Below are 24126 nucleotides of genomic sequence, written 5' to 3'. Positions count from 1 at the left end.
CACCTCAGTCATGCGTGGGCAGGTGGTCCTGGCGGGCCAGCGTCGAGAAGCGGGTGAACTGCGCCTCGAACGCCACCTTCACCGTGCCCGTCGGGCCGTGGCGCTGCTTGCCGATGATCACCTCGGCGACGCCCTGGGCCGCCTTCATCTCCTGGTCCCACTTGAACCATTCCTCGGTGCCTTCCTTTGGCTCCTTGCTCTTCAGATAGTATTCTTCACGGAAAACGAACATGACGACGTCGGCGTCCTGCTCGATCGAGCCGGATTCGCGAAGGTCAGAGAGCTGAGGCCGCTTGTCGTCGCGTGATTCAACTTGGCGCGACAACTGGGACAGTGCCATGATCGGTACGCCGAGTTCTTTGGCGAGCGCCTTCAGGCCGGTGGTGATCTCGGTGATTTCCTGCACACGATTCTGCGAGGAGCTCTTGGAGGAGCCGGTGAGCAGCTGGAGATAGTCCACCACCATGAAGTCGAGGCCGCGCTGGCGCTTCAATCGGCGGGCGCGGGCGCGCAATTGCGCGATGGAGATGCCGCCGGTGTCGTCGATATAGAGCGGGATCGTCTGCATCATCTGGGCGCAGCTGGCGAGCTTGTCGAACTCGTGCTCGGAGATGTCGCCGCGGCGGATCTTGTAGGAGGCGATCTCGGCCTGCTCGGCGAGAATACGGGTGGCCAGCTGCTCAGCCGACATTTCCAGCGAGAAGAAGCCAACCACCCCGCCATCCTTCGCGCGGATGGAGCCGTCCGGCAGCGTCTCGGACTGGTAGGCGGCGGCGACGTTGAAGGCGATGTTGGTGGCGAGCGAGGTCTTTCCCATCGCCGGGCGGCCGGCGAGGATGATAAGGTCGGAGGGCTGCAATCCGCCCATCATCTGGTCGAGGTCGTCGAGGCCGGAGGCGGTGCCCGACAGATGCCCGTCGCGCTGGAAGGCGCGGCTCGCCATGTCGACGGCTTCCTTCAGCGCGTCGTTGAAGCGGAGGAAGCCGCCATCGTAGCGCCCGGTTTCGGCCAGCTCGTAGAGGCGCTTCTCCGCCTCCTCGATCTGCTGCTGCGGCGTCGAATCGATTGGCGCTTCAAAGGCTTCGTTCACGACCTCCTCGCCGATGGCGATGAGATCGCGCCGCACGGACAGGTCGTAGATGGTGCGGCCGTAGTCCTCGGCGTTGATGATGGTGGTGGCTTCCGCCGCCAGGCGTGCGAGATATTGCGGCGCCGTGAGGCCGCCAATGTCGAGCTCGGCCGGCAGGAAGGTCTTCAGCGTTATCGGGGTTGCCACCTTGCCGGCGCGAATCAACGCACTGGAGGTCTCGTAGACGGCCGTGTGCACCGGATCGAAAAAATGGCGCGGCTGCAGGAAGTCGGAGACGCGATAGAACGCCTCGTTGTTCACCAGAATGGCGCCGAGCAAGGCCTGCTCCGCCTCGATATTATGAGGAGCCGTACGGTAATGCGGTTCGGACGCGGCGGTGGCGCGCGCGGGGGAATCGAGCATAACGGCTCCGGGTACGGCTGAACGAGCGGGGAAAGGTTAACGCATCCTTAACCCGACATCGCCCTCAAACTGCGTTGGGGGGCATCGGGTACGCCGCTCCTGTGCCTGCCCAGGCGTAAATGCGGGGATAACGGGGACGCGTCGTCCCCGCCTATTCACCCGCCAGCCGCAACCCCGGGCGATTCCTTTTCTCCATCGCCTTCAGTGTCGCCTCGGCCTCGGCGATATAGTTTCGGGTCATCGGCACCACGCCCTCGCGCTTGGCGAGCTGGACCTGGAAGATCATCATTCCCTGATGCCGGAACGCCATTTCCGACGCGGCGAGGTAGAACTCGAACATCCGTACGAAGCGCTCGTCATAGATGCGCTCGACCTCCTCGCGATGAGCGAGGAAGCGCTCGCGCCAGGCCTTCAGCGTCTCCGCATAGTGCAGCCGGAGGATCTCGATGTCGGTGACGAAGAGGCCCGCCCGCTCGATCGCCGGCAACACCTCGGACAAGGCGGGGATGTAGCCGCCGGGGAAGATGTATTTGGCGATCCACGGATTGGTGATGCCGGGCCCTTCCGAGCGGCCGATGGAGTGGATCAGCGCGACGCCGTCATCCTTCAGAAGCTGGGCAATCTTGCTGAAATATTCGTCGTAATGGCCGATGCCGACATGTTCGAACATGCCGACCGACACGATGCGGTCGAAGGGGCCGGGGACATCGCGGTAATCCTGTAGCCGGAATTCGGCGCGGTCGGTGAGATCGCGCTCGTCGGCGCGGCACTGGGCGACGCCGAGCTGTTCCTGCGAAAGGGTGACGCCGGTAACGCGGGCACGGGCATTCTGGGCGAGGTAGAGCCCCATGCCGCCCCAACCGCAACCGATGTCGAGCGTGGCAAGATCTGGCTGGCTGAACAGCAGTTTGGCGGCGATATGGCGCTTCTTGGCGAGCTGGGCGTCGTCAAGCGTCTGATCCGGGCGCTCGAAATAGGCGCAGGAATATTGCCGGTCGGCGTCGAGAAACAGCGAATAGAGCCGGCCGTCGAGATCGTAGTGATGGGCGACGTTCTCCTGGGAGCGTTCGCGGGGATTGAACTGCGCGAGGTGACGGAAAAGAAAGCGAAGCTTCATCAATGCCTTGGCCGGGAGGCTCGGCACCTGGAGGCCGACCTGGGACATCAACAGCGCTAGAAGGTCGGCAATGTCGCCACGTTCGACGACCATCCCGCCTTCCATATAGGCCTCGCCGAATTTGAGCTCCGGATCGAGTGCAACCTGCTTCTGCCAAGCCGGTGAGGTGAAGCGCAGGACGAGCGGTGCCCCACTCCCATCCCCCAAGACAACCTTTTCGCCGGAGGCGAAAGCGATAGTAAGTGAACCACGGCGGACAACGCGCGCTAGCGCGCTCCTGAGCAACCGTTCCATCGGCCGGCTCCACAATACCAGCAGTCCCGCAGCCGAGACTGCTTGCCCATTCACAGGGCATGTCTGCATTTGATGCTTTTCATTGCATCACAACATTGCCACCCTCGCAACACTCCGATTTTCCATTCAGAACGTAAAAAAGCCCGGTCGCGAACGACCGGGCTACGCATTTCGACCGATAACGTAAGGTTACTTACGCGGGGTCAGCTTCAGGCCTGCTCGGCCTCTTCGGCCTCAGCCGATTCGGCGACTTCGACGACTTCGGCGGCTTCCTCGTCCTCATCCTCGTCGTCGCGGACGATCGACAGGTCCTCACCGCGCGACTGGCGGGCAGCCTCGTCGGCGCTGCGGGCGACGTTCGCCTTGACCGTCACTTCGACTTCCGGGTGCAGGGTGACCGGCACGGTGTGGAGGCCGATGGTCTTGATCGGGTGGTTGAGCACGATCTGCGAGCGGGCGACGGTGAAGCCGGCGGCGGTCAGCGCATCGGCGAGATCGCGGCTCGACACCGAACCGTAGAGCTGGCCGGTCTCGCCGGCCTGGCGGACCAGCACCACTTCGGTGCCGCTGAGCTTCTCGCCGACCTTGGCCGCCTCGTTCTTCAGCTCGAGGTTGCGGACTTCGAGCTGCGCCTTCATGCTCTCGAAGCGGGTCTTGTTGTCCTTGGTGGCGCGCAGGGCCTTGCCCTCCGGCAGCAGGAAGTTGCGCGCGAAGCCGTCCTTCACGCGGACCACTTCACCCATCTGGCCGAGCTTGGCCACGCGTTCCAGCAAAATCACTTCCATCTTGGTTCTCCTTCAGTGCAGTCGATTTCGAGGGGTTCACATGTCGTTGGCGGCGGGCGGTCCGCCACGGCCGCCCTTGCGGGGAAACCGGGCGCGCACGCCGAACAGGGTCTCGGCGAGGCCGAGCAGAGCGAGGGCGGCGAACGGCCAGCCGAGCGCGAGGGCGGCGAGCCACACCGTGCCGATGACGAGGCTGCGCCCCGGCGCCCCGCGGGTAACGGCATGCACCACCGCCATGCCGAGCAGGCCGAAGGCCAGCAGCAGCGTCGCGGCGAGCAACTCCACCAGCAGGCCGACAAAGCCGGAGGTGATGGCGGCGCCGAGGAAGGTTCCGACCAGCAGCACGGCGGCGGTGCGCGGCAGCACCATGGCGGAGAGGTCCGGCCAGGGCCGCATCAGCCGACCCGACATCCGGGCGACATGGGCGGCGAGCCAGAGATTGACCAGCTGCGTCGCCATGGTCACCACCGCCGCGGCCGGCGGCATCACGGCGACGAGAAGGTCGGCAAGGCGCTCGGCATCCGGGCCGGCTTCCCCGGCTCGCTCGGTGAGCATGGCCTGGAACAGGCTGCGCAGCGCCGCTTCATAATCGGCGAAATCGCCGGCGATGAGCGGGATCAGCGAGGCAACTGCAAGGGAGCCGAGCACGGCCGCCGCCAGCACCAGCCGGCCGACCGGGAACCACTCCAGCGCCGCGTCGGGCGTCTCCTGCCGCGCCATCAGCGCGAGATAGGCCATGACATAGGCGGGCAGGCCGACGCCGGCGACATAGGCCAGCATCAGTTCAAGCCCGAAGAACACGCCGGCGAGCACGGCCGCGGTGGAGGCGGCGACCAACGCAGCCAGCTGCGACCAGCCGAGGCCGGCGATCAGCACGGGGAGGGGAGCGAGATAGAACAACGGCACGGCCAAGGCGCTGCCGGTCGCGACCGCGGCGACCATCAGGGCGGACGCCGCACCGGCGCCGAACGCTATGAGCCAGATCATCATCATCGACGAGCTGTCCCGCTCCTTGGGGCGGTTAGAAGCGGAGCAAAGGTCCGCCTCAGCTGTGGGCCGGCGGGACAATCCCGGGGGCCGGTCGGAAACATTTCAGGCGAAGGCCCCCGGCATGGCTGCCGGAGGCCGAAAGTCACGCGATCAGCGGATCACGAAGGGCAGCAGGCCGAGGAAACGGGCGCGCTTGATGGCGGCCGCGAGCTCGCGCTGCTTCTTGGCGGACACCGCCGTGATGCGGGACGGAACGATCTTGCCGCGCTCGGAAATGTAGCGCTGCAGCAGACGTACGTCCTTATAGTCGATCTTCGGGGCGTTGGCGCCGGAGAACGGGCAGGTCTTGCGACGACGGAAGAAGGGACGGCGGGCGCCGCCCGCGGCGGAACCGCCAGTGCTACCGAAAGCCATCATTCACTCTCCACATTGGCGTTGGCTTCTTCACGGTCACGGCGCGGGGGACGATCGTCCCGGCCGCCGCCGAAGCCGCGCCCACCGCCGCCGAAGCCGCGGTCGCCACCGAAGCCGCGGTCGCCACGCTCGCCGCGATCGTCACGATCGCGCTTCTGCAGCATGACCGACTGGCCTTCCTCAAGCTCCTCGACCCGGATGGTGAGGAAGCGCAGGACGTCCTCGTCAATGCGCATCTGGCGCTCCATCTCGGCGACGGCCGGAGCCGGGGCGTCGATGTTGAGCAGCGAGAAGTGAGCCTTGCGGTTCTTGCGGACGCGATAGGTGAGCGTCTTCACGCCCCAATATTCAGTCTTGGAGACCGAACCGCCATTCGCCTCGATCACGCCCTTGAAACGGGCGGTCAGTTCCTCGACCTGCTGCGCCGTCACGTCCTGGCGCGCGAGGAACACATGCTCATAAAGAGCCATGTCTCGTGCCTTTCCTTTTGTTTCCGCACTATTGCGGCTATCGTCCCGACGCCGAGCCCTTCGAGCCCAGGAAAGGCTCGAACAATCTCGAAGGCGGGGACACGGGACGCGCGGAAATCCGTAGAATTCCGACATCGCGACGAGCGCGACCGTCCGTTCAGCCCCCGGCCGGGACCGACAGTGCGCGGGCTTATACGCGAAAATGCCGGGAAATCAAGGTTGCCGGCGTCGATGCCGCATACCTATTCCGGGTGCCGACGCGCCCGCGAGCGAGGGCGTGGCTGTGGGCAGACGGCGTCTTCCCGCCGCTTTCGGTTGCTTTCGGCCGTGGCCATGCTTGACAGCGCGGGCGGGTCGGTGTTCCTGCCCGCGCTTCATTCGTTAACCTGCGGACAACATCTGCATGAGCACAGCTTTCGTTTTTCCCGGGCAGGGCAGCCAGGTGGTCGGCATGGGCAAGTCGCTCGCCGACAACTTCGCCGTCGCGCGTGACGTCTTTGCGCAGGTCGACGAGGCGCTCGGCGAAAAGCTGTCCGCGGTGCTGTGGGACGGTCCCATCGAGACGCTGACCCTGACCGCCAACGCCCAGCCGGCACTGATGGCGACCTCGCTCGCGGCGATCCGCGTGCTGGAGGCCGAGGCCGGGCTGGACCTTGCCCGCGATGCCGCCTTCGTGGCCGGCCATTCGCTCGGCGAATATTCGGCGCTCGCCTCCGCCGGCGCGTTCTCCATTGGCGACGCGGCGCGCCTGCTGCGCCTGCGCGGCATCGCGATGCAGGCGGCGACGCCGGTGGGCACCGGCGCCATGGCGGCGATTCTCGGCCTCGACTATGACAAGGTGGTCGCGGTGGCCGGCGAGGCGGCGCAGGGGCAGGTTTGCGACATCGCCAATGACAATGCCCCGGGGCAGGTCGTGGTGTCCGGCGACGTGGCGGCGGTCGAGCGTGCCGTCGAGATCGCCAAGCGCGAGGGGGCGGCCCGCGCGATTCTGCTTTCGGTGTCGGCTCCCTTCCATTGCCGGCTGATCGCCTCCGCTGCCGAGGCGATGCGCGAGGCGCTTGCCGCCGTCGCGGTCGCGGCGCCGAAGGTGCCGGTCGTCGCCAATGTGACCGCCGCGCCGGTAACGGATCCCAATGAAATCCGCGATCTTCTCGTCCGCCAGGTGACCGGCACGGTGCGCTGGCGCGAATCGGTCACCTTCATGGCCGAGCAGGGCGTGACCCGTCTCGTCGAGGTCGGCGCCGGCAAGGTGCTGTCCGGCCTCACCAAGCGCATCGCCCGGCAGGTGGCTTCGGCCAATGTCGGCACTGCCGAAGACGTGGCGGCCTTCACGGCCTCCCCCGCTTCGGCCTGAGCAGCAGGAGTTTTCATGTTCGACCTGACCGGCAAGACCGCCCTCGTCACCGGTGCCACCGGCGGCATCGGCGGCGCCATCGCCAAGGGCCTGCATGCGCGTGGCGCCACCGTTGCCATTTCCGGTACCCGCCGCGAGGCATTGGAGGCGCTTGCTGGCGAGCTCGGCGAGCGCGTCGTGGTGCTGCCGTGCAATCTCGCCTCCACCGAAGAGGTCGAGGCGCTGGTGCCGTCGGCCGAGGAGGCCTTCGGCGGCAATCTCGACATTCTCGTGAACAATGCCGGCATCACCCGCGACGCCCTGTTCGTGCGCATCTCCGACGAGGCATGGGACACGGTGATCGCGGTGAACCTCACCGCCGGGTTCCGCCTGATGCGGGCTGCTGCGCGCAACATGATGCGCCGCCGCACCGGCCGCATCATCGGCATCACTTCCATCGTCGGCGTCACCGGCAATGCTGGCCAGGGCAACTATGCCGCCGCCAAGGCGGGCATGATCGGCATGTCCAAGGCGTTGGCCAAGGAAGTGGCGGCGCGCGGGGTGACGGTGAACTGCATCGCCCCTGGCTTCATCGCCACGCCGATGACCGATGTGCTGAACGACAAGACCAAGGATGCGATTCTCTCCTCGGTGCCGGCCGCGCGCCTCGGCACCCCGGAAGACATCGCCGCCGCCGCCGTCTATCTCGCCTCCGACGAGGCTGGCTATGTCACGGGCCAGACGCTGCACGTGAACGGCGGCATGGCGATGATCTGATCAAAGCCGCTGAATCCGGCCATTCCGGCGCCCTCGGGGGCGCTGGTTTTGCCGGATGAAGTGTGCTAACGACCGCCTCGGCTCACAGGGGGGCGGATGCTGCACGGAGCGTGCGAGTCGTCCGCGACATCCTCTAATCGGGGCAGATAAGCGGGCCGTTCATCCGGAGTTCCGGGCGACGGCCGAGAGTGAAACAACGTAGCAACCTCCTGATACGGACGAGGGTGAACCGATGAGCGATATTGCCGAGCGCGTGAAGAAAATCGTCGCCGAGCACCTGGGCGTGGAGCCCGAGAAGGTGACTGAGAATGCCAGCTTCATCGACGATCTCGGCGCGGACAGCCTCGACACTGTCGAGCTGGTGATGGCCTTCGAAGAGGCCTTCAACTGCGAGATCCCCGACGACGCCGCCGAGACGATCCTGACCGTCGGCGACGCGATCAAGTTCCTTGAAAAGAACGCTGCCTGAGGGTGGTGGAACGCGGCCGCGATGGCCGGTTCTCCCTCGGGGAGAACGCTGTCGCGGCACGCTGTGCTCCTGGTTCCGGAGAGATTGAATGAGGCGTGTCGTCGTTACCGGCCTTGGCATGGTGACGCCGCTTGGTTGCGGCGTCGATACCAGCTGGAAGAACATCCTGGCGGGCAAGAGCGGCGCGCGCGTCATCGACAATTTTCAGGTAGACGATCTGCCCTGTCGGATCGCCTGCCAGGTTCCGCGTGGCGACGGCTCTGCCGGCAGCTTCAATCCGGATGAGTGGATGGAGCCGAAGGAGCAGCGCAAGGTCGACGATTTCATCATCTATGCGATGGCGGCGGCCAAGCAGGCACTCGACGATGCCGACTGGCATCCCTCGACCTATGAGGAGCAGATCGTCTCGGGCGTGCTGATCGGCTCCGGCATCGGCGGCCTGCAGGGCATCGCCGAGACCAGCCTGCTGCTGCAGGAGCGCGGTCCGCGCCGGGTCTCCCCCTTCTTCATTCCCGGCCGCCTGATCAATCTCGCGGGTGGCTATGTCTCGATCGCCCACGGCCTCAAGGGGCCGAATCACGCGGTGGTCACGGCTTGCTCGACCGGCGCCCATGCCATCGGCGATGCGGCGCGACTCGTCGCGCTCGGCGATGCCGACGTGATGGTGGCCGGCGGTACCGAATCGCCGGTCAGCCGCATCGGCCTTGCCGGCTTCGCCGCCTGCCGCGCCTTGTCGACGAGCTATAACGACACGCCGGAAAAGGCCTCGCGCCCCTATGACAAGGATCGCGACGGCTTCGTCATGGGCGAGGGGGCTGGCGTTGTCGTGGTCGAGGCGCTCGAGCACGCGCTGGCGCGCGGCGCCAAGATCTATGGCGAGATCGTCGGCTATGGCATGTCCGGCGACGCCTTCCACATCACCGCTCCCTCGGAGGATGGCGACGGCGCCTATCGCTGCATGGGCGCGGCGCTGAAGCGGGCCGGCATCTCGGCCTCCGAGATCGACTACATCAACGCTCATGGCACCTCGACCATGGCGGACGAGATCGAGCTGGGCGCGGTGCAGCGCCTGGTCGGCAATGCGGCGGCGACCATCTCGATGTCCTCGACCAAGTCGTCGATCGGCCATCTTCTCGGCGCGGCCGGCGCGGTGGAAGCCATCTTCTCGCTGCTCGCCATTCGCGACCAGATCGTGCCGCCGACCATCAACCTCGATAACCCGTCGATGGAGACGGCGATCGATCTCGTTCCGCATACGCCGCGCGAGCGACAGGTGGATTATGCCCTGTCGAATTCCTTCGGTTTCGGCGGGACCAATGCCTCGCTGGTGTTCAAGCGCTACGCGCATTGAACGGACGATACCGATCTGCCTGTGGGGAAGTCGCGAGCCGGCTTCCCGCTTTCGCCATATTTGGAGGTAGTCTGCCTCCTGCGTCGCGCCCAGGCGCGGACGCTGCGGTCCGGTCTTCCGGGCGGGACCGCGAATTCGGCATAGGCGGCATGGTCCGCCCGGCGGGTTGGATCGATCCGCCCGGAACAGGCTTTCTGCGAGGCTCCCGATGACTGACGAGAATTCGCCGGCACCCGGATCCAACCCCGCCGGAGAGCCATCGGCTCCGCCCCCGGCCTTCGAGCCCGCCACCGCTGCTCCGCCTCCGCCTCCGCGCCCCGCGAAGAAGGTCAAGCCGGGTCGCAAGGCGTCGGACCGCGCGAATCACCCGCTGGTGGTGGCCGGCAGCGCGGTGTTCACCCTGTTGCTGGTCGCCATCCTGCTCGGAGGCGGCGCGTTCTGGATCGGCAAGTCGCGCTATGTCGCACCGGGCCCGCTGACTGCCGACACCACGCTGATCATTCCCGGCGACTACGGGCTGATGGACATCGCCGACCTGCTCGCCACCAAGGGCATCATCAACGACAAATGGGTCTTCGTCGCCGCCGCGGTCGGCACGCGCTCGTCAGGCAAGCTGAAGGCCGGCGAATATGCCTTCGACGCTAGCGCCTCCTCGCGCGACGTGCTCGATACGCTCGTCTCCGGCAAGGTCATCGAATACAACCTGACCATTCCCGAGGGGCTTACCAGCGACCAGATCGTCCAACGGCTGGCGGAATTCGAGGTGCTGTCGGGCGCGGTGCGCCAGACGCCGCGCGAAGGCAGCCTGCTGCCCGAGACCTACAAGGTCACTCGCGGCACCTCGCGCGAGGATATCCTGCGGCGCATGGCGCGTTCTCAGCAGGCGGTGCTGCAGGAGATCTGGCAGAAACGCGATCCTGCCGTCCCGCTGAAGAGCCCCGAGGAGCTGGTGATCCTCGCCTCCATCGTCGAAAAGGAGACGGGCGAGCCGGACGAGCGCTCCCGGGTGGCGGCGGTGTTCATCAACCGGCTCGACAAGAAGATGCGGCTCCAGTCCGATCCGACGATCATCTATGGGCTGGTGCGCGGCAAGGGGCGGTTGGAGCGACCGATCACCCGAGCGGATATCGCGACCCCGACGCCGTTCAACACCTATGCGATTCCCGGCTTGCCGCCGGGCCCGATCGGCAATCCCGGCCGGGCTTCGCTGGCGGCTACCGCCAATCCGGCCAAGACCAAGGACCTGTACTTCGTCGCCGATGGCACGGGCGGGCATGTCTTCGCGGAGACGCTTGACCAACACAACCGGAACGTCGCGAAATGGCGCCAGATCGAGCGCCAGCAGCCGGCCTCCGCCGGCGTTTCCGGCAATACTGGCGCACCGCCGGCGGATTGAACGCGGCAATGGCTTGAGGGCCGAGGCATCGCTGGCTATGGTCCCGCCCTCCCGAAGGGTTCGGGTGGGGAGTGGTGTCCATGGCGTTGGCCAGCATGACGGGGTTTTCGCGCACGCAGGGGCTCTCGGGCGCCTGGAATTGGGCGTGGGAGCTCAAATCGGTCAATGGCAAGGGTCTAGACCTTCGGCTTCGTCTTCCGACCGGCTGGGACGTCCTCGAGGCGCCGCTGAAGGCCATCGCCGCCAAGCAGCTGTCGCGCGGCAACATCAACGCCAATCTGGCCATGACGCGCGGCGATTCGGCCGTCAGCGTGCGGGTCAATGAGGATGTGCTGCGCGCGGTGGCCGCAACGGTTTCGCGGATCGCCCGCGAGATGGACGCGCCGCCGGTGCAGTTGGAGAGCCTGCTCGGCCTCAAGGGCGTGATGGAGATCGCCGAGGCCGAGGACACGCCGGAAGAGCGCAAGGCGACCGAGGCGGCGGTGGTCGCCGGTTTCGAGGCGGCGCTCGATGCGCTGATCGCCATGCGCGCCAGCGAGGGCGCGGCGCTCGGCATCGTTCTCAACGAGCGACTCGATGGCATCGAGCGGCTGACGGCGGCGGCCGAGGCCAATCCCGCTCGCCAGCCCGAGGCGATCCGCGCCAAGCTCGCCGAGCAGATCGCGACGCTGATGGCCGGCAATGGCAAGACGTTCGATCCCGACCGGCTGCATCAGGAAGCGCTGATGCTTGCCAGCAAGGTCGATGTGCGTGAGGAACTCGACCGGCTGGTGGCCCATGTGGCGGCCGCCCGCGCCACGCTGGCGGAGGGCGGTCCGGTGGGCCGGCGGCTCGACTTCCTTGCCCAGGAATTCAACCGCGAGACCAATACCCTGTGCTCCAAGGCCAATGACGTCTCACTGACGGCGATCGGCCTGGAATTGAAGGGCATCGTCGAGCAGTTTCGCGAACAGGTTCAGAATATCGAGTGAGGCGCATGATCCCGGCCCGAACCGAAATCTCCATCGCCCGGCGTGGGCTGATGCTGGTGCTGTCCTCGCCCTCCGGCGCCGGCAAATCGACGCTGGCGCGGCTGCTGTTGGAGAAGCACCCCGAGATCCACCTCTCGGTGTCGGTGACGACGCGCGAGCGCCGGCCGAGCGAGGTGGAGGGCGTCCACTATCATTTCGTGAGCCGGGAGCGCTTCGAGCGGCTGCGCGACACCAACGATTTGCTGGAATCGGCCGAAGTGCACGGCAATTTCTACGGCACGCCGCGCGAGCCGGTGGAGGCGGCGCTGGCCGCCGGACGCGATGTGCTGTTCGACATCGACTATCAGGGCACGCTTCAGCTCTACGAGAAGATGCGTGCCGATATCGTCGGCGTGTTCATCCTGCCGCCCTCGGCAACCGAGCTGAAGCAGCGGCTGGAGCGCCGCGCCGAGGACGCGTCCGGCGTGATCGAGAAGCGGCTGCGCAACGCCCGCACCGAGATTGCCCACTGGACCGAGTATGACTACGTGCTGGTGAACCAGGATCTCGACAAGACCTTCACCGCCCTGCGCAACATCCTCGCCGCCGAGCGCCTGCGCCGTGAGCGCCAGCTCGGATTGCCGCCGGTGATCGAACGGCTGGATCAGGAACTCGCCGGGCTCACCGACTGACGGGGAGCCTGTCCGGCCCGCAACGCGACGAGCGCGTTGGCGAGCGCGACGAAGCCCTCGACCGGCACCTGTTCGGCGCGTTCGGTCGGCTCGATGCCCGCGGCTTCCAGCAGAGCGAGCGGATCGACGCCGAGGCTCTTCAGGCTCTGGCGCAGCATCTTGCGCCGCTGGCCGAAGGCGGCTTCCGTCACCCGCTCCAGCGTCCGCCGGTCGCAGGCGAGAGGGGCCGGACGCGGGACGATGTGGACGACCGAGGACGTCACCTTGGGCGGCGGCACGAAGGCGGACGGCGCGACGTCGAAGGCAATGCGCGCCACGGCCCGCCAGCCGGTCAGCACCGCCAGCCGGCCATAGTGATCGGTGCCCGGGGTGGCGACGATGCGCTCGGCGACCTCCCGCTGGAACATCAGCGTCAGGCTCTCGTAGAAGGGAGGCCACGGCTCGGCCGACAGCCAGCCGATGAGCAGCGGCGTGCCGATATTGTAGGGCAGGTTGGCGACGATGCAGGCGCGTCCGCCGGCAGCGAGCGGCGCGAAGTCGGTGGCGAGCGCGTCGCCCTCGATGATCTCCAACCGGCCCGGATAATGCGCGGCGACCTCATTCAGGGCCGCGATGCAGCGGCTGTCCCGTTCCACCGCCACCACGCGCTTCGCCCCCAGCGCCAGCAGCGCGCGGGTGAGGCCACCGGGACCCGGACCCACCTCGAATACCGTCATCTCTTCCAGCTTGCCGGCGGTGCGGGCGACGCGGGAGGTGAGGTTGAGGTCGAGCAGGAAATTCTGGCCGAGCGACTTTAGCGCAGACAAGCCATGAGTGCGGATGACGTCGCGGAGCGGCGGCAGTTCGTCGATGCCACTCATGCCGCGGCTCCCATCGCTTCGTCGGCGCTGGCGAGCCGCGCCGCGAGGCGTAGTGCCTCGACCAGGCTGGACGGATTGGCGCGGCCGGTGCCGGCGATATCGAAGGCGGTGCCATGGTCGGGCGAGGTGCGCACGAAGGGCAGGCCGAGCGTGACGTTGACGCCGGTATCGAAGGCCAGCGTCTTCACTGGCGCCAGCACCTGGTCGTGATAGGCGCCGATGACGACGTCATAGGTCCGGCGCGCGGCGGCGTGGAACAGCGTGTCGGCTGGCAGCGGGCCGCGTGCGTCGATGCCCAGCGCCCGCAGAGCCTCGACCGCCGGGCGCGTGATTTCCTCGTCCTCGCGCCCGATGGTTCCCTCTTCGCCGGCATGCGGATTGAGTCCGCAGACGGCGAGGCGCGGCGCCGGGATGCCGAACCGCCGGATCAGGTCGGCGGCGGCGATACGGCCGGTCTCGACCAGCAACTCAACGGTGAGGAGGCGCGGAACCTCGGCGATGGGCACGTGGATGGTGGCGGGAATCACCGCCAGCTCGGGCGACCAGATCATCATCACCGGTCGGGGGGCCGGCTCGCCGCACAGATGGGCGAGATATTCGGTATGGCCGGGGAAGGGAAAGCCATTGGCATAGAGTACCGACTTGGCGATCGGATTGGTGACGATGGCGCGCGCCCGGCCTTGGCGGACGAAGGCCACGGCGGCGTCGATAGCAGCCTTCGCCGCCGGTCCGCTGGAGGCGTCCGGGCGGCCGGGACGCGCGGTGACGGCCGGGCCGGTCGCGACCACAGGCAGGGCAGTGGCGAAGGCCGCTGCCGCTTCTTCCGGCGTCACCTCGGCGATGTCGAGGCTCAGGCCGAGATACGCGGCGCGGGCGGCGAGACAGGCGGGGTCACCGGTGACGAAGAAGGGCGGCAGGCGCAATTCCTCGCGCCGCAGCCAGGCTGCCAGAACGATGTCTGGTCCAACGCTCGCCGGTTCGCCGAGCGACAGCGCAAGCGGGGAGAGGAGGGCGCCCATGGATGTAGGTGTCAGCGGTACTGGATCATGGCGCCCTTGCGGGCTTCAGCCAGCAGCCGGGCCGACTGCGAGTCGAACTGCTTGTTTTGCAGTTCGTTACGCACCTCGCGCTTCTGCGCGCTCTCGCCGACCACTTCGCGGCGGTTGCAAACGGCGACCATCTCGATGCCCGCCTGCGTCACTTCCGGCTGGGTGGTCTGGCCGATAGGGGTGTCGTCCATGATCTTGCGCAGCGCCGGCGCCATGTCGGCGGAGGTGCGGATCACCGGCTCGCGCACGACGGTCTCGCGCAACTGGCGGGCGGCGGCGACGCCGGCATCGCAATCGGCGAAGGAGCGGCGCAGCGCGTTCGCCTCGGCCATGCGCTGCGAGCGCAGCGCCGGCGGTGCGGTGCGCGACACGACAAGAACGATCTGGCGCACGGTGTATTCGGTGGTGCGCTGGGCCTGGGCGACGTCGGCGCCCTTGGCGCCCAGCGCGGCGAAGATGTCGGAATCGCGCACCGTGGTCGCGGACGAGAAGCGACCGCGGACATAGTTGTTCCACACATAGTCCGCGCGCATCTTCTGCTTGAGGATGCGGGCATCGATGCCCGATCCGGAGAGCGCCTGGGTGAGCTGGTCGGAGGTGCGGCCGGAACGGCTCGCCATGTTGGCGAACATCTTGTTCACTTCCGCGTCATCGATGGTGATGCCGTAGCGATTGGCAGTGAAGATCTTCAACCGCTCATCGATCAGCTCTTCCAGCGCCTGCTTGTTGTTCAGCGACCGTCGCTCGGTGAGTTGGGCGAGCTTGATGCGCTGGCTGACGTCGAAGCTGGTGATCGGGTCGCCCTGCACCATGACGAGGATCTGCTGCGCCTGGGCAGGGGCAGGGGCCAGAAGCGCCGGCAGGGCAAGGCCGGCGCACAGCAGGGCGGCGCGGCAGAGGCTCTTCAGCGAGAAGGACGCCGGGTTCGGATGGACGCGCACCATCCCCTTGCGATGACCCGTCGTAAGCATGCCGCTTTCCTTCTCCCTCTTGCCGGCGGACGTCGCCGCGATCCTGGCTGTTCTGGCCGCCGGTTGTGGCGTCAATGCGACGTGGGTGCCGTCACTCGGACGAGGAACTGCCGAGGCCGGTGGAGACGCCGACCGTTCCGAGCGTGCGCAGGGTGAGAGTCAGCAGCACGGTATCCACCCGCTCGCGATTGCCGCTTTCGGTATAGTCGGACTTGTAGCTCAGCGTGATGCCGAAGCACTCGTCCATGTAGCTCACGCCGAACAGCGTGTAGTCGATCTCGTCGACCTGGAAGTTGTAGCGGGCGGCTGCCTGCAGGCTCCAGTTCTGGTTGATCTTGTAGCTACCGGTGCCCAGCACGCCCTCGCGCTGCTCGTAATAGCCGAGCAGCGGCTGGGGAGCGTAGAGGCCGTAGATGGCGCCGAGCGTCAGCTTGTTGATGGTGGCGCGGCCTTCGACCTCGTAGCGTTCCACGGACCAGTCGTCTTCGTCGAAACGGAAGCGGTTGATCAGCGCGAAGTTCTGCATCGGCGCGTAGTAGAGGCGCGCGACATAGTCGGACAGGTCTTCGTCCAGGCCGGATTCGAGGCCGGTATTGGCCATGTCCCCGATGGCGTAGGAGTTCTGGCCCGCGAACTGGTAGGACTGGCCGATCAATGCGTTGATCTGCCCGCCATTGTTGAGGAAGGCGTTGTACTGCAGGCCGTAATTGACGCGCGAGCCACCCTCGACCCGGTCATAGCCGGAAAACTTGTTGATCTCGAACAGGTTGGTGTCGTCGAAGATCATGCTCTGCGCATCTTCATTCGGGAACTGGCCGATATCGGTCTCGTTCGGCCGGATGATGACCTGCGCGATTGGCTCGAGGGTCTGCGTGCCCCACTTCTCGGTGGACATGAGGGGATAGCGGTATTCGAGGCCGACGGCGGGCATGGCGCGGGCAAGCGACTGGTCGCTGCTCGACAGCCAGGGATAGTCCTGTTCCTCGGCCTGCACGGAGGCGACATCCACCTGCGCGTTGAGGAACGGCGTCCACATCTGGCCGGCGTCGTCGATGATGGTACGGCGCCAGTTGGCGACGCCGGACAGGCGCGTATAGGTGCCCGCCATGCCGCGCATCAGGCAATCCTGGCGCTGCTGCGCCGGATCGGCGCCAACCGCGGTCAGGTCGCACGCATTGGCCGCGCCCTCATAGGTGTCGGGCATGGCGAAGGCGGCGGAGGTAGCGCGCAGATCGGCTTGCTGCCGGGTGAGGGTAGTGAAGTTGAAGTCGTAGCTGAACTCGCCGCCGAATACCGACTGGCCGAGCGTCTTGCTGTAGTCTAGCACGCCGACGACCGGCTGCTGATCCTGAATGTCGTATTCCGTCAGGCCCTGGAAATACATGCCACGCAGATCGAAATAGGAGCGGTCGCCCTGACCGACCAAATAGACCTGCGAGGTGACTTCCTTCACGCTGTCCTTGATGAACTTGTAGTCCTCGAGGAACGTCTTGTCCGAGGTCAGCCAGCCATCCCAGCCCCAGTACCAGTTCTGGTTGATGTTGAACCGGCCATGGGTCTCGACGAAGCCGCGATTGTCGCGGTAGCCCGGCGTGTCGAGGAACTCGTCCTTGTCCTGCTGGTTGATCCAGGCGCCGCGCACGCTGTAGCTGCCGGTTTCCAGCCGATGGCGGAACTCGGCGTCCACCACCACGCCCTGCTTGGACACGATGAGCGGCGAGAAGGTGATGTCCATGTTCGGCGCGATGTTCCAGAAATAAGGAACCGTACCGCCGAAGCCGATTTCGGACGTGTTGATGAACTGCGGCATCAGGAAGCCCGACTTGCGTTTGACGGTCGGGTCCGGCGCCTCGAGATAGGGCACCCATGCTATCGGAACGCCAAGGAATTCCAGGCTGGCGTTCTGGAAATAGATGGTCTGCTCCTTCTCCTTGTGAATGATGCGCGCCGCCTTGATCTGCCACAGCGGCGGCTTGGTGGTGTCGGTCTTGCACGGTTCGCAGGGCGTGTAGGCGCCGCTGGTCAGCACCGTGGTGTCGCCGCCCTCGCGGTCAGCCCGGGCAGCAGCGAAATGCAGGTTGTCCGGCGTGTCGATGCGCAGCGAGTTGACGAAGCCGTCGGCGAAGTTTTCCGACAGGTTGAGGCTCTCGGCGGCGATGACCTTGCCGTCCTTGTCCTTCAGCCGAACGCCGCCATCCGCTTTCAGGCGGTTGTTGGCGCGATCATAGACGACGCGCTTCGCCTCGAGGACGGCGCCGTCGTAATAGATCTGCACGTTGCCGTCGGCGATGACTTCGTTGCGGTTGTAGTCGTAGACCAGCTCATCCGCCGTCACGAGCATCTTGGCATTGGGATCGGTCTTGCGCTGGGTCAGCAGTTCGCCCGCCGCCGCCGAGCTGGGCGTGGCCGCGTCCTGGGCCATAGCTCCGCTCACCGGAGCGAGAACGCCCAGCGCACTGCACAAAAACGTCGAGAACAGCCAACCGGCGAAGCGCCTGCGATGTCCGCTGGACACCGGGGCGACCTTGCCAATGTAGCCGGCTGGTACGCGGCCGACCTTCATCCGTCCTCCCGGTGAAGCAGGATGAGAACCCCCACCAATGCCCCAACGACTGCTGGAAACCACGCTGCGATAATGGGATGCACGACCCCAACCTCTCCGAGATCCTCGGCGAGCTTGGTCGCTACATAAAGCAGAAACCCCGCGGCCACGCCACCGAGAATCGTCTGCCCGATGCCACCGAAGCGGAACACCCGCAGGCTGACCGAGGCGGCGATGAGAACCATCGCCAGCAGCAGAACCGGCCGCGCCAAGAGGCTCTGATATTGCAATCTATAGCGTTCGGCCCCGAAGCCGACGCGGGTCGCCGCCTCGATGGCCGCCGGCAGGTCCCAGAACGAGACGGTCTCGCTCTGCAGGGTTTCCTGAACCTGATCGGGGGTGAGATTGGTTGCGACCATGTAGGTGTCGTAGTTCTGAATGCCTATCGTGGGGGTGAGAACCCGCACTTGGTTGAGTCGCCACGCTCCTGCTTCGAGGGTGGCGTTGCGGGCCTCGATCCGTTCCACCAGCTTTCCATCGGAACCAAACAAGAAGACGTTAACGCCGGACAATTGGCGTCCGCCGCCGGTCTGGGCCGCCGCTTCGATGATGGCCTGCCCGTCGACGCTCTGCTGGCGAATCCAGAAGCCGCTGTTGGTCGAGGAGAACAGGCCGGTCTGGCGATTGAAGATCTCCGCCTCGATGCGATTCGCGCGTTCCTTGAAGTCGGCCGAGATCGGATTGTAGAGCGTGGTCGAGAGGATCCCCAGAATCAGCGCGCAGATCGCCGCCGGCGCGATGAACTGCCAGGCCGAGATGCCGGCGGCTCGGGCCACCACCAGCTCGAGCCGGCGCGACAGGGTGAGAAAGGTGCCGATGGCGCCGAACAGCACCGCGAAGGGCAGCAACTGCTCGGTGAAGAACGGTGCCCGGTAGACGGTCAGCAGGAACATCGTCAGCGTGTCGATGTCCCTCTCGCCCACGCGCCTCGACATCTCGAGGAAGTCGATGAGCATGATGAGGAACACGCAGCCGAAAAAGATGCCGAGCACCGAGCTCAGGAAGCGGCGAGCGAAATAAAATCCGAGCGTGCGTCCGATCACCGCCGCGCTCCCATCGTCCGAATCGTACACATGCGGTTCAGTTCACCGTCTCGCGCACGACGCGCTGGGCGAGGGCATCGAGCCGGCGCCGAATCGCCTCCGGCATGCGCGGCTTGAACCGGCCGCTGAGCAGCAGGGCCGAACCGGCGATGACGATGAGCGGCACCAGATAGACGAACGGCACCAACGCCGGATTGTTGCGTACCTGCTGGATGAGGCCGAAGCTGATCACCTGCAGCGCGATGACGAAGGGGGCGGTGGCGGCCAAAGCGAGCCCACGCCCTTCGCGGGTGGTGCGCGGTTCGGCGAGCGCGGCGACTGCGATACCGAAGAAGGCCAGGACATAGAGCGGCAGCGACAGCCGGCGGTGGATCTCTTCGGTGAACCGGCCGGGATCGCTCTTATAAGCAGGATCGTCGGCGGGCGGGTTCAGCAATTCGCGGAAGCTGCGCTCCGGCGCGCGGTAGACCGGGCTGTCGCTGCCGGCGGTGAACGGCGACAGGTCGAAGGCATAGCGCTGGAATTCGACGACGTTGCTGTCCGGCTTGCCGGGGGTGCGGCGGTGGATCGCGCCCTCCTCGAGGATGAGGAAGGTGCCCTTCTCGGTATCCACGATCTGTCCGCGGTCGGCGAGATAGGTGCTGATCTCCTCTGGATTGCGCGCGTCGTTGATGAAGATGCCGCCCAGCACGCCGGTCGCGTTGCGCTCGCGCACGTTGAACACCATGCCTGGCGCCAGGGTGGTGAAGCGGCCGGGCTGCGCGATGAAGGCGACCACGTCCGCGCGCACGCGCGTGATCTCATAACGAAACTGCCGCAGCGCCGCCGGCACCAGCTCCATGGAAAGGGCGGTGCACAGCGCGGCGACGAGGACGGCGAGGATGATCAGCGGCCGGAGGAAGCGGATGGTCGAGATGCCGGCCGCGCTGGAGACGACGATCTCCGAATCGCTGTTCATGCGGAACAGGGTGTGGGCGACCGCGAGGAACAGCGCGGCGGGCGCCAGCGCCAGCACCAGTGCCGGCAAAGCGAGGCTGGTGATGAAGACGAAGGCCAGGATGGTCTGGCCCTGCGTGGTCATGATGTCGAGCTGGCGCAGCGCCTGGGTCACCCAGATCATGCCGGCCAGCACGGCAAGCGTGCCGGCGAACGCTATGCCCGCCGAGCGGAACACGTAGCGGTCAAGGCGGGTCATCAACGGGCGTTCCTCATCATGCCTTCCGAAACGCCCCCTGCGACCATCGCGCTCCGGGGCGCGACCTCTTTCGCCACGATGAATAAGCGGGCTCGCCGCCCGGTGCAAATGCCGACACGCCGGAGGCTGTTAACTCCGGTTCGACGGCGCCCCTCGTCGTGGCGTCGCGAATGGTCTAAACAGACCCGATGGCTCGAACCTGCCAGTACAAAGGTGCCCGATTATGGCCGACAGCGTGAAGATCAGCTTTGCTCCGTTTCCTGCGACTCTCGAAGGCTTCAGCGTGCTGCTGGCCGCTTCGGGTGCGGCTGGTGGGCGAGCGAGTCTGTCCGCTGCGACCGAGGCGCTGGTCGCTCCGGCTGGCGATCTCGTCGAACGCGCCGGCAGTACGGACCGCTTCGACGGCAAGAGCGGAGCCATCCTCGACCTTCTCGCGCCGGCCGGGCTCGCCGTGCCGCGTCTTCTCGTCGTCGGTGTCGGCAAGGCGCCCGAGCTCCGGCCGCTCGACTGGCTGACGCTGGGCGGCACGATCATGGGCAAGCTGCCGGACACGGCGGGCGAGGTCGGCATTCTCGTCGATCTGCCGGGTGCGGAAGCCGGGGCCCAGGCGGCGGCCGAAGTGGCGCTCGGGCTGAGGCTGCGGGCCTATTCCTTCGATCGCTACAAGACGAAGAAGAAGTCCGAGGATTCGGCGACCAAGCTGCGCGTCACCCTTTATGTAAAGGATGAGGCGGCAGCCAAGCGGGCGTGGCGCAAGCGCGAGGGAATCGGCGAGGGCGTGGTGATCGCCCGTGATCTCGTCAACGAGCCGGCCAACGTTCTCACCCCCAATGAATTCGCCCGCCGCGCCGGGGATCTCGCCAAGGTCGGCGTGGATGTCGAGGTGATGGGGGAGAAGGACCTGAAGAAGCTCGGCATGGGTGCGCTGCTCGGTGTCGGGCAGGGGTCCAGCGAGGAAAGTCAGGTCGTGGTGATGCGCTGGAGCGGCGCCAAGAGCGATTCCGCGCCGGTCGCCTTCATCGGCAAGGGCGTGGTGTTCGACACCGGCGGCATTTCCATCAAGCCGGCGGCCGGCATGGAAGACATGAAGGGCGACATGGCTGGCGCCGCCTGCGTGGTCGGCCTGATGCATGCCCTGGCGCGCCGCAAGGCCAAGGTGAACGCCGTCGGCGTCATCGGGCTCGTCGAGAACATGCCGGACGGCAAGGCGCAGCGGCCGGGCGACATCGTCACCTCCATGTCCGGCCAGACGATCGAGATCATCAACACCGACGCCGAGGGGCGCCTCGTGCTGGGCGACGTGCTTTGGTACACGAAGGAGCGCTTCAAGCCGCGCTTCATGGTGGACCTCGCCACGCTCACCGGCGCCATCATGGTCGCGCTCGGCACCGAGAATGCCGGGCTGTTCTCCAATGACGACGCGCTGGCCGCCAGCCTGCACGAGGCCGGGCTCGATACTGGCGAGAAGGTGTGGCGCATGCCGCTTTCTCCCGAATACGACAAGCTGATCGATTCGAAGTTCGCGGACATGAAGAACACGGGCGGGCGATTCGGCGGCTCGATCACTGCCGCTCAGTTCCTCCAGCGCTTTGTCGGTTCGGTGCCGTGGGCGCATCTCGACATCGCCGGCACCGGCATGTCGTCGCCCGCGAGCGAGATCAACCGCAGCTGGGGCGCGGGTTGGGGCGTGCGGTTGCTCGACCATCTGGTGGCGCGCCAGTACGAGGACTGAGGCGGGGCGCGGTCGTGGCGGAGGTCTTCTTCTATCACCTCAAGGAGCGGCCGCTCGAGGCCGCCCTGCCGCAACTGCTGCTCAAATGCCTGGAGCGAGGCTGGCGCTGCGTGGTGCAGGCCGCCTCGCCCGAGCGGGTCGATGCACTCGACCAGCACCTGTGGACCTATGACGATGCGTCCTTCCTCCCGCACGGCACGGACCGACAGCCGGAACCGCATCGCCAGCCGATTCTGCTGACGGACGGCGAGAGCAATCCGAACGGCGCGCAGGTCCGCTTTCTCGTCGAGGCGGCGGAGCTCGACGACGCTTCTCCCTATCTGCGCGTGATTCACATGTTCGACGACCGCGAGCCCGCCCATATCGAGCGGGCACGGCATAGCTGGAAGGCCGCGCGCGCGGCCGGCCATGAGGTCGCCTACTGGCAGCAGGATGCCCAGGGGCGCTGGACGCGCAAGTAAGGCAGGAATGCTGAGCCGTCCGCGGGCCAATGCGGCGCGGGTTGGACCGCCGCTCCCGGGCGCCTGTGGATGACCTTAGCGGCGCGTTAAGAAACGGTTAAGCTTACCCATTGATTTCAAAAAGCTTTCCGTTCCGGCGTTCCGGGGCGTTTCCTACCCGGCTGCCCTCTCGAAATTGTGTCTAGTGCGCAACACCTGCCCGCGGAATGCCGCGTCCTCGCCCAATTCCGGCACTTTGGCTTTGCGCCCCGAAACCGATTCAAACAATATCCTCAGCGGATGCCGTGCTTCACGTGCGGTGGGTCCTGACAATCGAAAACCCAACATTGTCCAATTTGGGGGAGAATGAAGTGAAGACGGTCATGAAGAATATCCTGCTCGGCTCGGTGGCTGGGCTCGCGATGGTCGGGACTGCTGCGGCGGCCGATCTGCCTGTGAAGGCGAAGGCTGCGGAATATGTGAAGATCTGCTCGACCTACGGCGCGGGCTTCTACTACATTCCGGGCACCGATACCTGCCTGAAGGTCGGCGGCTTCGTGCAGGCCGACTATTACTACCAGGACTACGACTACCTGAACAACGCGGACTTCCAGTCCTCGTACTTCCGCTCGCGCGCTTCGCTCCGTCTGGATGCCCGCACGCAGACCGAGTACGGCACCCTGCGTTCGTTCATCGACCTGCGCGCCACCTACGGCGACGGTCTCGGCAACGTCTACGGCGACGGTGGCGACTCGACCGCTCTGAACCTCGACAAGGGCTACATCCAGTTCGCTGGTTTCACCTTCGGTAAGGTTCAGTCGTTCTTCGACTACTACGCCGACAACAACATCTGGGGCTTCGACTCCCCGGCGATCTCGGCCGACAGCAACGTGACCGCGGCTGCCTACACCGCTGACTTCGGCGGCGGCTTCACGGCCACGATCTCGATCGAAGACGACTCCTCGCGTTCGAACGGCGACAGCCTCGGCGTCACCACTCAGCCCGACATCCCGGCGCTGATCGGTAACATCAACTACGAAGGCGAGTGGGGCGGCTTCCAGGTTGCCGGCGCGATCCGTCAGCTGGACGACTCCTACTATGACCCCTTCGGCATCAGCACCGATGACTCCGTGGGTTGGGCCGTTCTGGCCGGCGTGAAGTTCAACCTGCCGACCCTCGGCGACGGTGACACTCTGTACGTCGAATTCAACTACGGCAGCGGCGCGGTTGGTTACACCGGCATCAACGGTGGTTACTCGACCATCTCTGACCAGCTGGCTCAGGACCTGTACTACAACGCCGCCACCAACACCCTGCAGTCGGGTGATGCCTGGACGGTCGCCGCCGAACTCACCCACTACTTCACGCCCCAGGTCTTCGGCGTGCTGTATGGCAACTACGGCGAGAACAGCGTCCCGTCGGGCGCCGATCCGTTCTTCTCCGACTTCAGCCTGTGGAGCCTCGGCGGCAGCCTGAACTGGGCTCCGGTCAAGAACCTGGTCTTCGTTGCGCAGTACACCTACGCCCAGACCAGCTACGACAACCCGGTGCTGAACCCCTACGGTTCCTACATCGACAGCTCGGACGCCCAGCAGGTCATCCTGTCGGTCCGTCGCTCCTTCTGATCCTTTCGGATCTGAAGTTTTGGAAACCCCGGCCTTGCGCCGGGGTTTCTTTTTTGGCCCATCCATCGACGAGGGCTGA

General features: G+C 66.0%; 22 protein-coding genes. 10 read left to right on the top strand and 12 right to left on the bottom strand.

Going from position 1 to position 24126, the window contains the following annotated elements; translation table 11 throughout:
* Positions 1-4: 4 nt before the first annotated feature.
* From LGR54_RS11660 to rpsF, 6 genes are all read right to left on the bottom strand, one after another.
* Entirely contained in the window at positions 5-1492 is a 1488-nt protein-coding gene (locus LGR54_RS11660; RefSeq protein ID WP_230362138.1) for a replicative DNA helicase, read from the bottom strand.
* Between the two features lie 151 nt (positions 1493-1643).
* Positions 1644-2903, bottom strand: coding sequence for a cyclopropane-fatty-acyl-phospholipid synthase family protein (locus LGR54_RS11655; protein WP_230362137.1), 1260 nt, complete (start codon positions 2901-2903; stop codon positions 1644-1646).
* Between the two features lie 209 nt (positions 2904-3112).
* Entirely contained in the window at positions 3113-3688 is a 576-nt protein-coding gene (gene rplI, locus LGR54_RS11650) for a 50S ribosomal protein L9 (protein WP_230362136.1), read from the bottom strand.
* 36 nt (positions 3689-3724) lie between these two features.
* On the bottom strand, positions 3725-4681 hold the full coding sequence (locus tag LGR54_RS11645; protein ID WP_230362135.1) for a DUF2232 domain-containing protein: 957 nt from the start codon (positions 4679-4681) through the stop codon (positions 3725-3727).
* Positions 4682-4828: 147 nt separating this feature from the next.
* The gene (gene rpsR, locus LGR54_RS11640) at positions 4829-5092 is read right to left on the bottom strand and encodes a 30S ribosomal protein S18 (RefSeq protein WP_213363885.1); all 264 of its coding nucleotides are present in this window, start codon (positions 5090-5092) and stop codon (positions 4829-4831) included.
* A complete protein-coding gene (gene rpsF / locus LGR54_RS11635; RefSeq protein WP_214010558.1) occupies positions 5092-5562 on the bottom strand; it encodes a 30S ribosomal protein S6 in 471 nt (156 codons plus the stop codon). Before rpsF ends, rpsR begins: the two co-directional genes overlap by 1 nt.
* Positions 5563-5965: 403 nt before the next feature.
* On the opposite strand from rpsF, the gene fabD reads away from it, so the two are divergent.
* The 7 genes from fabD to gmk all read left to right on the top strand — a co-directional run bounded on the left by fabD (position 5966) and on the right by gmk (position 12530).
* On the top strand, positions 5966-6916 hold the full coding sequence (gene fabD, locus LGR54_RS11630; protein ID WP_230362134.1) for an ACP S-malonyltransferase: 951 nt from the start codon (positions 5966-5968) through the stop codon (positions 6914-6916).
* 15 nt (positions 6917-6931) lie between these two features.
* On the top strand, positions 6932-7672 hold the full coding sequence (fabG, locus tag LGR54_RS11625) for a 3-oxoacyl-[acyl-carrier-protein] reductase (RefSeq protein ID WP_230362133.1): 741 nt from the start codon (positions 6932-6934) through the stop codon (positions 7670-7672).
* 232 nt (positions 7673-7904) lie between these two features.
* Positions 7905-8141 (top strand): acyl carrier protein, encoded by a 237-nt coding sequence (locus tag LGR54_RS11620; protein ID WP_013165911.1) that lies wholly within the window; start codon positions 7905-7907, stop codon positions 8139-8141.
* 88 nt (positions 8142-8229) lie between these two features.
* The gene (gene fabF / locus LGR54_RS11615; RefSeq protein ID WP_230362132.1) at positions 8230-9492 is read left to right on the top strand and encodes a beta-ketoacyl-ACP synthase II; all 1263 of its coding nucleotides are present in this window, start codon (positions 8230-8232) and stop codon (positions 9490-9492) included.
* A gap of 373 nt (positions 9493-9865) precedes the next feature.
* Entirely contained in the window at positions 9866-10888 is a 1023-nt protein-coding gene (mltG, locus tag LGR54_RS11610; RefSeq protein WP_230362131.1) for an endolytic transglycosylase MltG, read from the top strand.
* 80 nt (positions 10889-10968) lie between these two features.
* Complete coding sequence (locus LGR54_RS11605; protein ID WP_230362130.1) at positions 10969-11859, top strand: YicC/YloC family endoribonuclease; 891 nt, start codon at positions 10969-10971, stop codon at positions 11857-11859.
* A 5-nt stretch (positions 11860-11864) separates the two neighbouring features.
* On the top strand, positions 11865-12530 hold the full coding sequence (gene gmk, locus LGR54_RS11600) for a guanylate kinase (RefSeq protein ID WP_230362129.1): 666 nt from the start codon (positions 11865-11867) through the stop codon (positions 12528-12530).
* Here the strand turns inward: gmk and rsmA are convergent.
* From rsmA to lptF, 6 genes are all read right to left on the bottom strand, one after another.
* Complete coding sequence (rsmA, locus tag LGR54_RS11595) at positions 12503-13390, bottom strand: 16S rRNA (adenine(1518)-N(6)/adenine(1519)-N(6))-dimethyltransferase RsmA (RefSeq protein ID WP_230362128.1); 888 nt, start codon at positions 13388-13390, stop codon at positions 12503-12505. The genes gmk and rsmA overlap by 28 nt on opposite strands.
* Positions 13387-14409, bottom strand: coding sequence for a 4-hydroxythreonine-4-phosphate dehydrogenase PdxA (gene pdxA / locus LGR54_RS11590; RefSeq protein ID WP_230362127.1), 1023 nt, complete (start codon positions 14407-14409; stop codon positions 13387-13389). Before pdxA ends, rsmA begins: the two co-directional genes overlap by 4 nt.
* Positions 14410-14420: 11 nt before the next feature.
* A complete protein-coding gene (locus tag LGR54_RS11585) occupies positions 14421-15410 on the bottom strand; it encodes a SurA N-terminal domain-containing protein (protein ID WP_230362126.1) in 990 nt (329 codons plus the stop codon).
* Between the two features lie 91 nt (positions 15411-15501).
* Positions 15502-17832 (bottom strand): LPS-assembly protein LptD, encoded by a 2331-nt coding sequence (locus LGR54_RS11580; protein WP_230362125.1) that lies wholly within the window; start codon positions 17830-17832, stop codon positions 15502-15504.
* A gap of 137 nt (positions 17833-17969) precedes the next feature.
* The gene (lptG, locus tag LGR54_RS11575; protein WP_230362124.1) at positions 17970-19055 is read right to left on the bottom strand and encodes an LPS export ABC transporter permease LptG; all 1086 of its coding nucleotides are present in this window, start codon (positions 19053-19055) and stop codon (positions 17970-17972) included.
* Between the two features lie 37 nt (positions 19056-19092).
* Entirely contained in the window at positions 19093-20250 is a 1158-nt protein-coding gene (gene lptF, locus LGR54_RS11570; RefSeq protein WP_230362123.1) for an LPS export ABC transporter permease LptF, read from the bottom strand.
* Between the two features lie 223 nt (positions 20251-20473).
* Here lptF and LGR54_RS11565 point away from each other — a divergent pair, with 223 nt between their 5' ends.
* The 3 genes from LGR54_RS11565 to LGR54_RS11555 all read left to right on the top strand — a co-directional run bounded on the left by LGR54_RS11565 (position 20474) and on the right by LGR54_RS11555 (position 24047).
* Positions 20474-21982 carry a leucyl aminopeptidase gene (locus LGR54_RS11565; protein WP_230362122.1) on the top strand — a complete coding sequence of 503 codons (1509 nt, stop codon included), beginning with the start codon at positions 20474-20476 and terminating at the stop codon, positions 21980-21982.
* Positions 21983-21996: 14 nt separating this feature from the next.
* Entirely contained in the window at positions 21997-22443 is a 447-nt protein-coding gene (locus LGR54_RS11560) for a DNA polymerase III subunit chi (protein WP_230362121.1), read from the top strand.
* A 362-nt stretch (positions 22444-22805) separates the two neighbouring features.
* The gene (locus tag LGR54_RS11555; protein WP_230362120.1) at positions 22806-24047 is read left to right on the top strand and encodes a porin; all 1242 of its coding nucleotides are present in this window, start codon (positions 22806-22808) and stop codon (positions 24045-24047) included.
* Positions 24048-24126 lie beyond the last annotated feature (79 nt).

It is taken from the genome of Ancylobacter sp. Lp-2 (assembly GCF_020523795.1).
Taxonomy (GTDB): domain Bacteria; phylum Pseudomonadota; class Alphaproteobacteria; order Rhizobiales; family Xanthobacteraceae; genus Ancylobacter.
This window is presented reverse-complemented; position numbering and strand designations above follow the sequence as displayed.

Excerpts from the sequence above, each read along its gene's own strand:
- LGR54_RS11660 (WP_230362138.1), bottom strand. The coding sequence starts at position 1,492 with ATGCTCGATTCCCCCGCGCGCGCCACCGCCGCGTCCGAACCGCATTAC.
- LGR54_RS11655 (WP_230362137.1), bottom strand. The coding sequence starts at position 2,903 with ATGGAACGGTTGCTCAGGAGCGCGCTAGCGCGCGTTGTCCGCCGTGGT.
- rplI (WP_230362136.1), bottom strand. The coding sequence starts at position 3,688 with ATGGAAGTGATTTTGCTGGAACGCGTGGCCAAGCTCGGCCAGATGGGT.
- LGR54_RS11645 (WP_230362135.1), bottom strand. The coding sequence starts at position 4,681 with ATGATGATGATCTGGCTCATAGCGTTCGGCGCCGGTGCGGCGTCCGCC.
- rpsR (WP_213363885.1), bottom strand. The coding sequence starts at position 5,092 with ATGGCTTTCGGTAGCACTGGCGGTTCCGCCGCGGGCGGCGCCCGCCGT.
- rpsF (WP_214010558.1), bottom strand. The coding sequence starts at position 5,562 with ATGGCTCTTTATGAGCATGTGTTCCTCGCGCGCCAGGACGTGACGGCG.
- fabD (WP_230362134.1), top strand. The coding sequence starts at position 5,966 with ATGAGCACAGCTTTCGTTTTTCCCGGGCAGGGCAGCCAGGTGGTCGGC.
- fabG (WP_230362133.1), top strand. The coding sequence starts at position 6,932 with ATGTTCGACCTGACCGGCAAGACCGCCCTCGTCACCGGTGCCACCGGC.
- LGR54_RS11620 (WP_013165911.1), top strand. The coding sequence starts at position 7,905 with ATGAGCGATATTGCCGAGCGCGTGAAGAAAATCGTCGCCGAGCACCTG.
- fabF (WP_230362132.1), top strand. The coding sequence starts at position 8,230 with ATGAGGCGTGTCGTCGTTACCGGCCTTGGCATGGTGACGCCGCTTGGT.
- LGR54_RS11605 (WP_230362130.1), top strand. The coding sequence starts at position 10,969 with ATGGCGTTGGCCAGCATGACGGGGTTTTCGCGCACGCAGGGGCTCTCG.
- gmk (WP_230362129.1), top strand. The coding sequence starts at position 11,865 with ATGATCCCGGCCCGAACCGAAATCTCCATCGCCCGGCGTGGGCTGATG.
- rsmA (WP_230362128.1), bottom strand. The coding sequence starts at position 13,390 with ATGAGTGGCATCGACGAACTGCCGCCGCTCCGCGACGTCATCCGCACT.
- pdxA (WP_230362127.1), bottom strand. The coding sequence starts at position 14,409 with ATGGGCGCCCTCCTCTCCCCGCTTGCGCTGTCGCTCGGCGAACCGGCG.
- LGR54_RS11585 (WP_230362126.1), bottom strand. The coding sequence starts at position 15,410 with ATGCTTACGACGGGTCATCGCAAGGGGATGGTGCGCGTCCATCCGAAC.
- LGR54_RS11580 (WP_230362125.1), bottom strand. The coding sequence starts at position 17,832 with ATGGCCCAGGACGCGGCCACGCCCAGCTCGGCGGCGGCGGGCGAACTG.
- lptF (WP_230362123.1), bottom strand. The coding sequence starts at position 20,250 with ATGACCCGCCTTGACCGCTACGTGTTCCGCTCGGCGGGCATAGCGTTC.
- LGR54_RS11565 (WP_230362122.1), top strand. The coding sequence starts at position 20,474 with ATGGCCGACAGCGTGAAGATCAGCTTTGCTCCGTTTCCTGCGACTCTC.
- LGR54_RS11555 (WP_230362120.1), top strand. The coding sequence starts at position 22,806 with ATGAAGAATATCCTGCTCGGCTCGGTGGCTGGGCTCGCGATGGTCGGG.